The 13957-nt window shown below is 59.9% G+C and carries 8 protein-coding genes and 4 pseudogenes; 5 read left to right on the forward strand and 7 right to left on the reverse strand.

Annotation, left to right across the window (positions count from 1 at the left end; genetic code table 11):
- Positions 1 to 362, reverse strand: a pseudogene (locus XpopCFBP1817_RS23180) (hypothetical protein); the annotation flags it as partial.
- Between the two features lie 236 nt (positions 363 to 598).
- On the opposite strand from XpopCFBP1817_RS23180, the pseudogene XpopCFBP1817_RS15425 reads away from it, so the two are divergent.
- From XpopCFBP1817_RS15425 to XpopCFBP1817_RS15435, 3 genes and pseudogenes are all read left to right on the forward strand, one after another.
- A pseudogene (locus XpopCFBP1817_RS15425) lies at positions 599 to 2092 on the forward strand (PhoPQ-activated pathogenicity-related family protein).
- Between the two features lie 344 nt (positions 2093 to 2436).
- Positions 2437 to 3180 carry a DUF5765 domain-containing protein gene (locus XpopCFBP1817_RS15430; protein ID WP_128417775.1) on the forward strand — a complete coding sequence of 248 codons (744 nt, stop codon included), beginning with the start codon at positions 2437 to 2439 and terminating at the stop codon, positions 3178 to 3180.
- A gap of 208 nt (positions 3181 to 3388) precedes the next feature.
- Positions 3389 to 4236, forward strand: a pseudogene (locus XpopCFBP1817_RS15435) (IS5 family transposase); the annotation flags it as partial.
- Positions 4237 to 4274: 38 nt separating this feature from the next.
- Here the strand turns inward: XpopCFBP1817_RS15435 and XpopCFBP1817_RS15440 are convergent.
- From XpopCFBP1817_RS15440 to XpopCFBP1817_RS15460, 5 genes are all read right to left on the reverse strand, one after another.
- Positions 4275 to 4889: a hypothetical protein gene (locus tag XpopCFBP1817_RS15440; RefSeq protein ID WP_128417776.1), complete on the reverse strand. Its 615-nt coding sequence runs from the start codon at positions 4887 to 4889 to the stop codon at positions 4275 to 4277.
- A gap of 1 nt (position 4890) precedes the next feature.
- Complete coding sequence (locus XpopCFBP1817_RS15445; protein WP_208619632.1) at positions 4891 to 6651, reverse strand: S8 family peptidase; 1761 nt, start codon at positions 6649 to 6651, stop codon at positions 4891 to 4893.
- 926 nt (positions 6652 to 7577) lie between these two features.
- Positions 7578 to 9953, reverse strand: a complete 2376-nt coding sequence (locus tag XpopCFBP1817_RS15450; RefSeq protein WP_128417778.1) for a TonB-dependent receptor — start codon at positions 9951 to 9953, stop codon at positions 7578 to 7580.
- Positions 9954 to 10412: 459 nt separating this feature from the next.
- Positions 10413 to 10607, reverse strand: a complete 195-nt coding sequence (locus tag XpopCFBP1817_RS24070; protein ID WP_128417779.1) for an IS4 family transposase — start codon at positions 10605 to 10607, stop codon at positions 10413 to 10415.
- 57 nt (positions 10608 to 10664) lie between these two features.
- Complete coding sequence (locus XpopCFBP1817_RS15460; RefSeq protein ID WP_128417780.1) at positions 10665 to 12731, reverse strand: TonB-dependent receptor; 2067 nt, start codon at positions 12729 to 12731, stop codon at positions 10665 to 10667.
- 178 nt (positions 12732 to 12909) lie between these two features.
- Between XpopCFBP1817_RS15460 and XpopCFBP1817_RS15465 the strand changes: the two genes are divergently transcribed.
- On the forward strand, positions 12910 to 13326 hold the full coding sequence (locus XpopCFBP1817_RS15465) for a MerC domain-containing protein (protein ID WP_128417781.1): 417 nt from the start codon (positions 12910 to 12912) through the stop codon (positions 13324 to 13326).
- 136 nt (positions 13327 to 13462) lie between these two features.
- Positions 13463 to 13645, forward strand: coding sequence for a 30S ribosomal protein THX (locus tag XpopCFBP1817_RS15470; protein WP_016904806.1), 183 nt, complete (start codon positions 13463 to 13465; stop codon positions 13643 to 13645).
- Between the two features lie 180 nt (positions 13646 to 13825).
- Here XpopCFBP1817_RS15470 and XpopCFBP1817_RS15475 read toward each other — a convergent pair.
- A pseudogene (locus tag XpopCFBP1817_RS15475) lies at positions 13826 to 13957 on the reverse strand (IS30 family transposase); the annotation flags it as partial.

Consider the following 13957-nt stretch of genomic DNA (forward strand, 5'->3'; position numbering starts at 1 on the left):
ACTTGCCACCCAATGCCTTCGAGCAGCAATCGGCAATCAAACAACCCATCGTCGTGTCCGAAAAAACTTGACCACGACACACCTTTAGCAGAAGGCTTGACTTGCGGACTCAGTGGTTGGATGCGCTTCCACAGCGCGATAGGGATCCGTTTGTTCCGTGCCATGGCCCCATTTTCCCGCCCTGAAGATAGCATTAAAGAGGTTTTGTTAGCCGCTCTTACTGAGGACAATGGCACACAGTTAACTCGGCAATGCGGTGAGCGAACGGGAGTCCAGTGGTAAGCACCGCAATGCTCAGCGACGCTCGATGACACAGTGGCAATGAACATCGAAACAAAAATCAAGTCCAGCAGAAATGTCAACGACGCGCTAGACCCATCGAAAGATGACTTCGCATTCCGCGAGATACGTGCGCAAGCACTTAGTCGTCGGCGCGATTTACTCGTAAGCTAGTAGGCAGCGGACATGTAGCGCCCATGGACCAAGCGCAGCATGAACACATGCCATGAACACATGCAATGCGTCGTGGATCCAGCCTCACGCCACAGACGCCGGCTAAGCAGGACATAGCCCATTCTTCCACAGACTGAAATCGCAGATGACTTTTCTAGCTCGCAACGCATTTGTGTTGCTGACCTTGATTACAGCGGGTTCGTCCTGTGCATCGCCTGCGTCGGACCGCTGCGCGAACGACCCCAAGGTGGGCTTCGGCGATGCGCTGGCGTGCTATCACGATGCAGTCGAGCAAGAGCCATTGAGCTACCAGCAAGGCGCAACGACAACGGTAGCAGGCGTGGAGCGGCGCGACTATTTGCTTACATCTCAGCAATGGTCGCCAGACAACCTCGTGCAGCCTACCGACTGGCAGCACGATGTGGCGATCTATGTGCCACCGAACGCATTACCTGCGCGCGCGCTTCTGATCTCCACCAACGGCACACGGCACCCGACCGATGGCGGCGCTGCACAGGCGTCCAATGAGTTCACGCCACAGGTCATCGCTGCTCTAGCGCAACGTACGCGCACCGTAGTGATTGCACTGAGCGACATTCCTAGCCAGTCGCTCACCTACAGCGATGACGGGAAACCGCGCCGTGAGGATGACAGCGTTGCCCATAGCTGGTCGCTGTTTATGAAAGCACCGGAGCAACGCAAGACGTTGCCTTTGCACGTGCCGATGGCAGCTGCAATCGGTCGCACGATGAGCTTGGCGGAACGCGAATTGACACCGCTGCGAATCCACCGCTTCATCCTCACCGGCACCTCGAAGCGCGGCTGGGCTAGTTGGCACGCGCTGATTGCGGATCGTCGTGTGGAGGCAGTAGCTCCATTTGTTACCGACGTCTTGAACATGCCGGCGGTGCTTGAACACATGTCTCGTGCCTACGGCGGCAACTGGCCGATCGCGTTTGGTCCTTACATCAAGGAAGGCATTACCGGCCAATTCGATACGCCCGAGTTCGCCAAGCTGACCCAAATCCAAGATCCGCTGGCCTACCTTCAAACGCCTTACCGCAAGCGCTTGTCTCTGCCTAAATACATTGTCAACGCAAGCGGTGATGATTTCTTCCTGCCCGACAATACGCACTTTTTTTACGGTAAGCTGCCAAGCGTAAAAGCTATGCGAATGGTACCAAACTCGTCGCATATGGGCATTCGGGCATCGGTGGTAGATTCGTTGGTCCCGTTCGTCGATCGCCTGCAGCAGCAACACCCCTTGCCGGATCTGAGCGACTCTTTGCGAGGAGGACAGCAGCCTGTTATCCGTGTGCGCTCTTCTGAGCGCCCAGCACAGGTGCTATTGTGGAGTGCAGCCAATCCCAAAGCGCGTGACTTCCGCTTTGCCTGTGGCATCCGCTATACCTCTACCCCTGTGACTTTGCAGCGCGGCAGCAGCATCTCGGTCCCTGTGCAGATCCCGAAGGCAGGCTGGAGTGCGTATTTTGTCGAGGCAACGTATGCCGATGGCTTTGTTGCTACAAGTCAGACCTACGTGCTATGAAAGCAGGAATATCCCACTCAGGCGCCTCCGGCAGACACCGCGGCCTGTCAGACCATTTCCAGCAGGCCAAGCGCAACACCACCACACTGAAGCGTAGCAGTTGCAATAACTGCTGTAGTGAGCAATACATTCGGTATATGTGATTGACTAGGGAGTGAAATTTACAAGCGGTTGAAATAGCAGCCGCCACAAGTCAAGCATCTAGTGAGCACAAACTGGTGAGCGCGAAATCGTCGTAACCACCTTCAGTTCAAGCGCATGAATGAAAATGAGCTTGGCTGGGTCTTAGCCTTTGTGCGTTCCCTTTGTAAGTGCCGCTTATGGGTCGGCCACTTGCCGGTGAGTCGTTAACAATAGCTCAAACATAGTTGAATTTACCCTCTACCTCCTACCTCCTACCTCCTACCTCCTACCTCCTACTTGCGAAAATAATCATGTGTTGGAATGGACAAGCTTCTGCAGTCGTAGCTACCTGCGGTATTTTGGGGTGCGCATACTCCGCTTACAAAAAAGAGTCATTCGCGTTGTGGGGATGCCTGGCATTCTTCTCGCTGATGGAAATCCTTCAGGCTGTCACCTACACCGTGATCAACTCCTGCAGCAATCCCATGAATCAGGTGGCCACATTACTTGGCTTCCTTCATATCGCAATACAGCCATTTTTTATAAATGCAATATCTCTTTATTTCATCCCGGAAGAGGCGAGGAATAAGGTGAAGAATTATGCATATTTTGCTTGCTTCGTCTGTCTCATCCTAATGATTCTCAAGATATATCCTTTCGAATGGGCAAGTCACGTACCCAAGGGCACGGCGCTTTGCTCTGATCGCCTTTGTTCGGTCAGTGGCAACTGGCATATCGCCTGGGAGCTTCCTGTTAATGACATTCTCAGCATCACCATCTTTCACTTCAAGATCGTGTGGGCGCCATATATATTTGCCGCCTTCATTGTTCCTCTAGCATATGGCTCCTGGCGTTTCACGACTTTCCATCTTTTGTTGGGGCCGGTTCTGGCTAGAATGACCACGGACAACCCGAATGAATTTCCTGCGGTCTGGTGCCTACTCTCGATCGGATTTCTCTTGCTGGTGATTAAGACGCCTGTCCGCAGCTGGCTTTTCGTCAAAACTGTCTGGTGGCGTAGAACCTCGGCACCTCAAGGATACGGGCATGCTTGAGCACGGCGAGGAGCGTATCAAGTCTAGTGTCGCGCGGATCGGCAAAATACCAAAAGCGCCATTGATAACGATGATTTCGTGCTCGCCAGTTTGCGCATTGCCAGGTGCTTGATTTATGGCTGCCGGTATTTTATCGGCATGCTAGGGAACCTCTAAAACAACGCACCCAAGATGCGCAACATTACACATCTACGTTGAGAAGTCCTCCATGCAACTGCCATTCGGTGATGCAGAGGGCCTGGGCAAGCGCAAGCAGACCCGCAGCAAGATCTTCCTGGACGAGATGGAGCAGGTGGTTCCGTGGCGGCAATGGCTCTGGCTGATCGCGCCACAGTATCCGGTGTCAGGGCGGCCAGATCGGCAGCCGTAGGCCCTGACCACGATGTTGCGGATTGATCTGTTACAGCAGTGGTACGCGCTGAGCGATCCGGCGATGGAAGAAGCCCTGCACGAGATCCCGACCTTGCGGCGTTTTGCCAAGCTTGGCTGCTTGGACAACGTTCCCGACGCGAGCACGATTCTCCACTTTTGCCGCCTGCTAGAAACCCATGGCCTGGCCGCGCGGATGCTGGCCGAAGTCAACGCGCAGTTGGCGCGCAAGGGCCAGTGCCTGCGGTCCGGCACGATTGTCGATGCGATGCTGATCGCTGCACCCAGTTCGACCAAGAATGCCGACCCTGCTCACGGCCCTGAGATGCATCAGACCAAGAAGGGCAACCAGTGGCATTTCGGGATGAAGGCGCACATTCGCGTGGATAAGTGTTCCGGGCTGGTCCACCATGTCTGCTGCACAACCGCCAACGTCGCCGATGTCACGGTGACGCACGCGTTGCCGCACGGCACCGAAGACAGCGTATTCGGCGACAGCGGCTACACCGGTGCAGACAAACGTGAAAACTGCAGGCCCGCGATGCTGCATTTTTCATCGCTGCCAAGCATTCAACGAGTCAGGCCATCGGCAACGAACGCGCGCGTGCTCGGGAAAAACATTGGGAACACGTCAAAGCCAGCGTGCGTGCGAAGGTGGAGCATCCATTCCGCATGATAGCGCGCCAGACGCAAAGGCCGCAAGCGTTTGCCTGCGGCCGTTTAACTCACATCAGTTGCATGACGGCCTGCATCACCACCAGCGATGCCTGCGCGACGCCCGTGCTGCCTTGCAGGCCGGTGAGTGCGCGTTGCGCCTGTTCAATCGAGGGATAGGTGATTACCGCACTGCCATCCACTGTCGAGGCGTAGGCAATGCTTCCACCGGTAGTGCGGGCCAGCGAGGTCGCGGTGGCTGGCGTGGTGCCGGTCAACTTCAGCTGCGGTCTGACCAGCACCACACGGCCGGTGCGCTCGTTCACTGCCGCTGCCAGTGTGCGTTCCGTGCCGGGCACAGCAGCGCTGCGCGCGACGCCAACCGCATTATCCAGCACCACGGCATACGGGCCGATGCGCGCGGCAACCCTGCCATTGGCCGCTGCAGGAGCAGCACTTGCAAGCGTCTTGCTGGAGGTGGGTCTGGCTTGGTCCGCATCGTCAGACGGCAAGCTCTCGGCAACCACCGAACCGGGCAGCATGCGGAAACTATCCGCTCCGGATTTGAAACGCTCGCCGGTGGCCGCAGCGCTGAGCGCGTTGGCATCCATGTATTGCGCGGCTTGCGCCAGGCCGGATGCTGCAACACAAGCAAGCAATACCGAAACAACAAGAGTGGTCTTCATGTCAGTGCCCCACGATGCGAAGTTTGAACGTCTTGAGAGCAGCAGTGGTCCTGGGCTCGCTCATGTCGGTGACTTCCAGCGTCCACACGCCTTGCGATGTTTCGTCCAGAAACGCATTGCTGGAGGTCAGGTCGATATAGAACCCGGTCTTCGCATAGGTATCGGCATCCAGTGCGGAGAACGGGGTGACCACATAGCTGCGCGTGCCACTGGGCGACACCAGAACCACCCGCAGATTGCTCGGGGTCAGATGCGCGGTTTCCAACGACAGTTGCACCGACTCTACCTTCATTGCCTGCTTGATGCGAATCCGCTGCGTGGCCGGCCGCGCCGGTCCACCGATCTGGCTTCCGGCATTGGCCGACTTGACCCAGCGTGTGTCGCGCATCGGGGGCAGTGACGTGAAGTTGCTTGCCTTGTAAACGGCCGCCGCCGCATCGGCCAACCCGAAGCCGTACCAGTTGCTGAAGCGATGCCCGGCGGCATTGGTGATCCAGCCTGGATCGATCACGCTGCCCTGATAGGCGACGCGTGGTTGCGACGTATCGATCTGGCGCGCGGTGGTGGCCAGGATGTACTTGACGTCGCGCGCGCTCAGGCTTGGATTGGCACTGAGGATCAACGCGGCCACACCGGAGACGGTGGGCGCCGCTGCGGAGGTGCCGTTCATGACCCCACTGTAGTTGCACGATGCGTCAATCTTCGACCGGCTGCCATCCAGCGCATTGTCGACCGTATCGGGATCGTCGAGGTTGAAGCCCGCTGCGCAGCCGCTGAGGTCGGTGGTGACAATGGCGGGATCGTAGGCGAACGGTGCCGCATCCGTCGCGAAGGTTGACGCCGCATTGGGGTAGAACTTGCGTTGATATCCAAACTCGCCGCCAAGACCGGACACCCACAACGCAGAGCCTGATGACGAATACGATGCGCGTTGACCTTTGGCATTGACGCTGGCAACGACAATGGTGCCCGACAGGTTTGCCAGCGGATCGATATTTGCCAGGGCACAGCCAACATTCAAAGTGCGCGATTGCTCGCTACAGAGGTTGACGATGTTTCCATTTTCGTCGCGTGTACGTAGCCGTCTGAAGCTGTTGCCCGCAGACTTGACGTAGATGCCGCCAAGACCGCTGCGGGTCGATCGCATCAAGGCTTCCCAGCTCTGCTGCTCCTCTACCGGAAAATCGAAGTAAACCGGCGCGACTAACCCCCAGCTATTGTTGAACACATCGATGTTGCGCGCCTCCGGTCCATCGCCCCACGCATAACGGATGCTGGCATTGGAGTTGGACGAAGCCCGCCCAAAAACGTCGAAGCCGGCAAGTAGCACGTCCGGTGCGATGCCGCGCCCGCCGTGTCCATTCCAGCCGACCGCACCGATGATGCCTGCGACCTCCGTGCCGTGACCTTTCTTCGGATCGATAGGTGTGATGTCGTGCGATCCGTCTTCGAAGTTGTGCGAGCCGTTTTGCAGGATGTTGTCGGCCAGATCTTCGTGGCGTAGCTCCAGGCCGTCGTCCACGACGCCAACGCGCACGCCGCGGCCGCGAATGTCGATGGCATGCAGGATATCCACGTCCATATCCACACCAGGTACCGGGCGGCTGTCGCCGATCACCGCCTGTCCCTCATTGAACATGTGCCACTGATAACGCAGCAGTGGATCGCCTACGCCTACGCCTGCGCCTACGCGAGCAGCAGTTGCCGGTTGTGCCGACAGGGCTGAGAGCGGCTGGCTGCCGATCAGCGCGGCGCCGATCAGCAGTGCGAGATGTCGCCTGTGAAAAATGTTCATTGCGTTTGATTCCACTCAAAGGTTTAGGCACGATCGACACGACACAGTCCCCGTCCGGCCGATCAGGCAATCGGCCAGTGCGACTGCTTCAACACATTCAGGCCGTGCCTATCAAGCCCGAATCAGGAGATTCAGTAGACGTTGAAAAGTGAATTCACGCAGCAGTGGCCGCGATGAGGAAACCCGATGAGGCAAAGCCAATGGCATGCGCCTTGCAGTGCCGGCAAGCCTTCAACGCCAGGTCGGGTTGGATGAAGCGTGCAAGAGAAGAACGCGAAGAGGCAGCAACAGATTCCATGTCCTTTTATCCCGAAAGAGCAACTGAAGCGCATTTGTCCGAAACGCTGGATGGATGCGACAAGGTCGTCAGCCTGCTTCCCTGTGCGCGTCCGCGCAGCCGACGCCGACGCTGGCGATGCGCATGCACCGGCAGCGATCCGATTAAAGATGGGCCAATCCTTGCTCGCAAGTTACGCACCAAGTGACATGCGTGTGACACGCTGCGCATTTTATGCAATGCATGCCGATTCACGCACGCGATGCGATGTTTTCGGCACGAGATTGGCCCCTATATTTTTCGATCTATCGAGTATCTATTGATATAAATAATCGAGATGCGTGGATCTGCTTCGCATTCGGATCGGCGCGCTACGCTGGTCGCGACGGTAGTGGGCATTGATCGCAGCATGCAAGCATCATACGATTCACTCCATGTGGTGCTTTATAAAGTGCTGCTGCGGCGACGGGCGCCGTCATTGATGCATCTGGTCACGTTCAGCGCTGCGTAAGTGCGCATACCTCAAACGTGACAGCGTGTGCTGCCAGCAGGACGAGCAAAGGCTCTGATGCCGCGCGTGGCGAGCGTCAGCGCCTGCACTTCTCCATTGCACTACCTACCAGCGATACGCCACCGACATCTGGTACTGCCGCCCGGCAATCGGCCGGCCCATGAACACGCCGCCGGTTGCGGCTCCCTGCACGCGCACGTTGCCTTCGGTCAGGCCCAGCGTGTCGGTGACGTTGCTGCCGCTGGCGGTCACTTCCCAATGCTCACCCACATGCAGGTTGGCACCGATATCCACCATGTCGTAGGACGGCAGGCGCTGGCGATTGGCCAGATCCGCAAAGCGCTCGCCCACGTAGGAATAGGTGGCAAACAGCTTGAGATCGCCGAATGGCAGCATCCAGTAATAGCTGGGCGTGATGCGGAACTGGCGCTTGGGCTGGCGCATCACCTGGTTGCCGGTGAACTCGCGATAGTTGCGGTAATTGGCATCCAGCCACACGCCGGTGCCGCCCAGTTCGAAACCGCCGAACGGGCGGATCGCGCCTTCAACTTCCATGCCGTAGGCACGCGAATCGCCGACTGCGGTGAAGTTGGTTCCATCGGACAGGAACGCCTGAAACGGCGAGTTCTTGAAGGTGTTATAGAACGCGGTCAGATACAAATCGTAATTGCTGGCGCCGGTCTTGAGGCCGAGTTCGTACTGATCCACCTCCTGCACGCGATTCTGACCATCGCGCAGATTGTCGAAGCCGGGAAACTTCACGCCTGAGTTGACGCGCGCGAACAGGCTGTTGTGATCATCGAGTGTGAAGTTCAAGCCTGCGGTCCACGAGAACGCTTCATCGTCCTGATCGATGCGGCGCGTGCTGGCCAGTGCCAGCGAGGTGGCGTTGTCGTACAACGTCGCTGGGTTGCCATCCAGATCGACCGTGGCGGTATCGTGCACATCGCCGGTCACGCTCTGGCGTTCGTAACGCGCCCCCAGATCCAGGCGCAGCCGCGCGTTGAGTTCCCATTCGTCGGCAATGAAGGCAGCGATGTTCTCGCCATCGTAAGTGGCGCGCAGGTTGAAGAATGCGGTGCTTGTGAAGCCCTGACGTGTGGCCTGCTGTCCATTCTCCAGGGCCAGATCGATACGCCGCGCGTTGTTCTGCGCCGTGAGCAACATGGTGTTGCCCAGATACCAGGTGTCGGCGGAGGAATATTTGGCGTAGTACGCACCCACGGTGAGCGTATTGCCGGCAAACAATTCGCGGCTCAGCCGCAAGTCGTTGGTGAAGGAGTTCAAGCGTTTGTCCACCGACCACCAGCCGGCTTGGAGCACCTGTTGATTCGGGTCGACCGCACCGCCGCCGTTGGTGAAGCTGCCGCTGCCGGTGGTGCCGTAGCTGGCGATGAAGTCGCTCAACCGCTGCGGTGCGTCGCCGGTGAATAGCGCATAGGTCGGCGCGCTGCCGCTCATCACGTTGAAGCGGGCGGCAATGGTCCATGCGCCGGTTTCCCAATTCAATTCGCCGCCGAACACGTCGATGTTGACGCCGCGGCCATCGGCCAGATCGCGACGCAGGGTTTGCCCATTCGGCCCGACCAGCAGGTCGACATTGCGGACGTCGCGGCCGAGCAGCGTGCCGGTCTGCGCATTCAAGCCTGGGAAGCTGGATAGAGCGTTGCCGTTGTTGCGCGACAACAGCGGAATGGCGGTGTAGAAGGCGTTGTTGTCGTCGGTATGCCGCGCGTAGAACGACACTTCGCCGCTGTGCCAGCGCTTGCTCAAGGTGGCGCTGAACTGGCCGCCCTTGTCGGCGGAAAATTGCGGGTCGCGCACGCCATCGGTTTCGCGGAAGAAACCGCCCACGCTGTAGTACCAACCATTGCCCATCGGCCCGCTGTTGAACACGTCGAGACGGCGCAAGTCGTTGTTGCCGCCGCTCAGGCGCACGCTGCCTGCGGGCTCGTCCTGGCCTTTCTTCTGGATGAAGTTGACCGTCAGCCCCGGCTGCCCGTTGGAGAAGATCGGGCTGGAACCGCCACGCAATACTTCCATGCGTTCCACCGTGTCGTCGACGCGGAACAACGTGGAGTTCTCCAGAAACGACAGCGTCGGCGGCGGAAACAACGGCGAGCCATCCAGTTGCATGGTCACGAACGGCGCGTCGCCTTCGGACGGCATGCCGCGCACGAAGATGTTGGCACCGGTGCCACCGCCGCTGGGTTCGGCCCACACACCTGGCACGATCTTCAACAGATCCGCGGTGCTCTGCGGGACTGCCTGCTGAATCTGTTCTGCGCTGGCGGTGGTGATCGAAAAGCTGGCATCGCGCCTGGCCAGGCCTTTGAAGCGCGCCGTGCCGCTGACGATGACTGCGTCCAGCGTTGTGGCGTCGGTGCGCGGTTCTGCCGGTGAGGTTTGCGCATGCACAGCAGGCGCAAGCAGGGCGCCGATAGCAAGGGACAAGGCGTAGCGGTGCATCGATGAGGTCATGAAGCTCTCCTAAGATGGCATCGCAGCTGGCAGCGATGTGTGCAGTTGCGCGCGCGCTGCCAAGAAAGTGATCGGCAGCCAATCACAGCGCCGCTAGCGCAACGCGGCAACACACGTTGCGTTGTTGTTCTAACGGAGTTGCTCGTAAAAGCTGTTGTGCGCCGCGTCAACGCATGCAATCGATGTGCTCGCTATCTATCCACCTTGCAAGGCGTTTGGCAGCGCGCCCGCACTGTGCGCAAATCGATGTTCGTGCCTCCACCCGCAATGCAGCGGCAGGCGATGCGATCCATTGCGGCAGCACGATGGCTTTTGCGCACGCCATACCATGCGCCCGCAGCAGCGCATCACCTGACTGCAGGCACGCGCGCACTTCCCCGCGCTTCACACCGCTGCACGTACCGGCGCCGCTTCCCGAATCTGCAGATTGATCAGTGCGGCGATCACCGCCAGCACCTTTCATCGACACCGCCGAGCAAAGCGCATTCCTTCGACGAACACGCCGACGTCGCGCAGGCCCAGCCACAGCGTGTTGGCTTCAGGTCCGCCAGCCATCTCCTCTGCGTCCCAGTAGGCTGCCCACTGGGCAATCAGCCGTATCGCCACGCCAACACGCACGACTGCAGCGCACCGCAGCAGACATAGAAACGCCACACATGACGAGGCCGCCCGAAGGCGGCCTCGCTGATGACGGCGGGAGAGAGGGTACCGTCAGAAGAACATCCGCAGGCCGAACGAAGCGCTGCGGCCAGGAAGCATCACATCGTCCTTGAGGAAGGAGGTGTGCACGCGTGCGTCCTGGTTGTTCAGGTTGTTGCCGTCCAGAAACACTTCCCACGCATTGCTGCCGCGATCCACGTGGTAGGCCAGATGCGCATCGACCATGGTGTAGCCATCGGTCGCGGTTTCGTTCACGGCCACCTTGTCCTGCTTCATGGTGCGCGTGGCACCCAGTGAGGCGCGCCACTGGTCGGCATTCCAACGCATCTGTGCACCGACGCGGCCCGGCGCGATGCGCGGCAGATTGCCGCCATCGGTCAGGCGTGCGCGCACGGTGTCGCCGAACACGCGCAGATCCCACGCGCCGGTGTCGTTGTTGGCCAGATGGAAGGTAGCCTCGCCTTCGAAACCGTGGAAGATCGCATCGGCCTGGGTCCACTGGCCGATCGGCAGGAAGTCGTTGTCTTCGGCGTTGAACCACTGGTTGCCGGTGTCGACGATGTAGACGAAGTCGTTGTAGCGGTTGTAGTACGCGGCGACCTTGGCATCCACCCACTCGTTCTGGAAGTTCAGGCCCAGCTCGGCCTGGTTGGCCTTTTCGGTCTTCAGATTCGCATCGCCGATCTCGAAGGCGAGGGTGGCGATATGCGGTCCGTTGGCGAACAGCTCTTCTTCGGCCGGCGCGCGTTCGGCGTGGTCGAGGTTGGCGGTCAAACGCCATTGCTCGTTGAAGCGGAAGCCGCTGCTGAGCGAGAAACTGGTCGGAGTGAAGTCGCGTTCCACGCCGATGTCGGTCTGGTACTTGACCTTGTCCACGCGCGCGCCGATTTCAGCGGTGACGCGCTCCCAGCTGTTGCGCGCAAAGCCGAACACGCCGAGCGAGCGGGTGTCGGTCCTGGGCACGAATGCCTCTTCGCCCACCGCCTCGAAGACCGAATCGCTGCCCTGCACGCCAAACGCTGTCTGCCAACCGCCGCCGAAGGTGAAGGACGCTTCCACGCGGCCTTCGTTGGCGCGTTTGGTGAACACGGTGCCGACTTCTTCGCCTTCGAACTCGGTATGCGCGTAATCGGTGTGGCCGAAGCTGTAGCGCAGCGCGCTGCCTTCGCCCCACGGGTCGGTCAGCCCGCCCTTGAGGTCGTAGCGGTCCTGCTGCAGTTTCAACGACACGCCACGCTCGCCGATCGACAGATCGCCCGGTTCGCCGGGGTTGCCGTAGTTGTCGCGGAAACGCGACGCCGACAGGCCGACAAAGCCCCAGTCGCCGGACAGCGAGGCGCCGATCGAGCCCGCCTTGGAGTCGATCCAGGAGTTGGCCTGGCGCCCTTGCGGGGTGTCGTAATCCTTCTGGTTGCGGTACACGCCGTCGGCATGGATCGACAGGCCGCTGCCATTGCCGGCATCAACGCGGAACATGTCGGTGTTGCCATCCTTGTCGCCGCCGTCGAAGCGCACTTCGGCGCGGCCGCTGAACCCGTCGACCGGGGTTTCGGCAATGCGCCCGTCGACCACGTTGACCACGCCGCCGATCGCGCCGGAGCCGTACAGCAGGGTGGAGGGGCCCTTCAGCACTTCGATCTGGTTGGCCAGAAACGGCTCGATCGCCGGGGAGTGATCCTGGCTGACGGTGGACACGTCCTGGGTGGACAGGCCATCGCGCAGCACTGCCACGCGCGGGCCGTCCAGGCCGCGGATGATCGGCCGGCCGACGCCGGGGCCGAAGTTGGAACTCTGCACGCCAGGCAGGCTGGACACGGTTTCGCCCAGGCTCGAACTACGCACTTCGTCCAGGCGCTCGCCGGCCAGAACGTCGACCGGGCGACTCAGCTCGCCGGCCGCATCGCGCAACGGGCTGGCTGTGACGACGACATTGTCCAGGTCCTTGATGTGGCGGCCACTGGAATGGGTGGCGTCGTGGCGCGTGTCCGAGCTGGGCGGGGTCTGCGGGTCGGCCGATGCAGGCGCGTCCTCAGCCATGGCCAGGGCAGGGGTCAGCAGGCTGGTCAGGGCCAGCGTGAGCGTGGAGCGGCGAAACGATGAAGCGAGGCGAGGATGCATGGCGTGCCGGACTCTGTGATTGTTATTTTATATCAATGGTAAGGCGCAGCTTGGCTGCTGGGCCGACGGCGAGATCTGCAGCTGCGGAGTGCAGTGGCGCAGATCTGGGAGCGAGTAAGCTCTGGAACAAGCAAGATGTTATATTATTCCACGTCGCCGCGGCCACCTGCTGGAAGTCATGCCTCTACCGTCCCTTCGCCATATGCTCGACCGCTTCGGTGCGACCGCCTCGCTGCTGTGTGCCGTGCATTGTGCGGTGCTGCCGCTGGTGCTGGCACTGGCGCCGTCGTTAGGCCTGGCGTTCTGGCTGGGCGATGGCGTCGAGCTGGCCATCGTCGTGTTCGTGACCCTGCTGGGCCTGTTCAGTCTGGTATTGGGCTATCGCCGCCACAAGGCGCTGCATGCACTGGCGCTGTTGCTGCCGGGTTTGTTTCTGCTGTGGGCCGGCCTGCTGTACGACCCCTGGCACCACTCGGTAATCCCGCATGCGGTGGTGATGACGCTGGGCGGCGCGCTTGTCGGCATCGCCCATCTGGTCAATCTGCGCCTGAACCACGGGCATGCCCACGTCCACGACGCCAACTGCGCCCATTAGGCTAGGCTGGGCGGGCTGGGGCCGTCGTGGTAGTCTTATCGGCCTTGCGCGAGGGCGCCGCCGGCGTAAACCTCGCCAGACCCGTGTTCAGCGCGGGGATTTTGTATTCAGTATTCACATTCAGGAGTCGACGAACATGGGTAAGGGTGACCGTAAGACCGCCAAGGGCAAGCGCTACAATTCCAGCTACGGCAATTCGCGTTCGCACGCGGTGAGCAAGGTTGTTGTGGGTGCAGCTGCCCCGGTTGCCAAGAAGGGCGTGGTCAAGGCCCCGGCCAAGAAGGCTGTAGCCAAGAAGACCGTCGCCAAGGCCGGCTGATCCTCAGCCCGCTGCGCGACACCAGAACGCGGCGCTTGCGCCGCGTTTTTTTATTTCACCATGACTCCATACCGAACTTCGCTTGACTAAGTCGACGCCCGATATAAAGGCTTATCAAAAACTTAGGCGAGTTCAACATATGCTGGTGCTTTCCGAAACCTGACCTTACCTCCGGCGAATTCAACTCTGAATCGCAACGCTGTTGAGGATCTCCTCGGAGAAGACGTCGAGAGGCGTTTTGAATCCAAGTATTTTGCGCGGACGATTGTAGAGCCGCTGCTCGATCCATCGCAGGTGCGCATCGGTGATGGT

It is taken from the genome of Xanthomonas populi (assembly GCF_002940065.1).
Lineage (GTDB): Bacteria > Pseudomonadota > Gammaproteobacteria > Xanthomonadales > Xanthomonadaceae > Xanthomonas > Xanthomonas populi.

Excerpts from the sequence above, each read along its gene's own strand:
- XpopCFBP1817_RS15430 (WP_128417775.1), top strand. The coding sequence starts at position 2,437 with ATGTGTTGGAATGGACAAGCTTCTGCAGTCGTAGCTACCTGCGGTATT.
- XpopCFBP1817_RS15440 (WP_128417776.1), bottom strand. The coding sequence starts at position 4,889 with ATGAAGACCACTCTTGTTGTTTCGGTATTGCTTGCTTGTGTTGCAGCA.
- XpopCFBP1817_RS15450 (WP_128417778.1), bottom strand. The coding sequence starts at position 9,953 with ATGACCTCATCGATGCACCGCTACGCCTTGTCCCTTGCTATCGGCGCC.
- XpopCFBP1817_RS15460 (WP_128417780.1), bottom strand. The coding sequence starts at position 12,731 with ATGCATCCTCGCCTCGCTTCATCGTTTCGCCGCTCCACGCTCACGCTG.
- XpopCFBP1817_RS15465 (WP_128417781.1), top strand. The coding sequence starts at position 12,910 with ATGCCTCTACCGTCCCTTCGCCATATGCTCGACCGCTTCGGTGCGACC.
- XpopCFBP1817_RS15470 (WP_016904806.1), top strand. The coding sequence starts at position 13,463 with ATGGGTAAGGGTGACCGTAAGACCGCCAAGGGCAAGCGCTACAATTCC.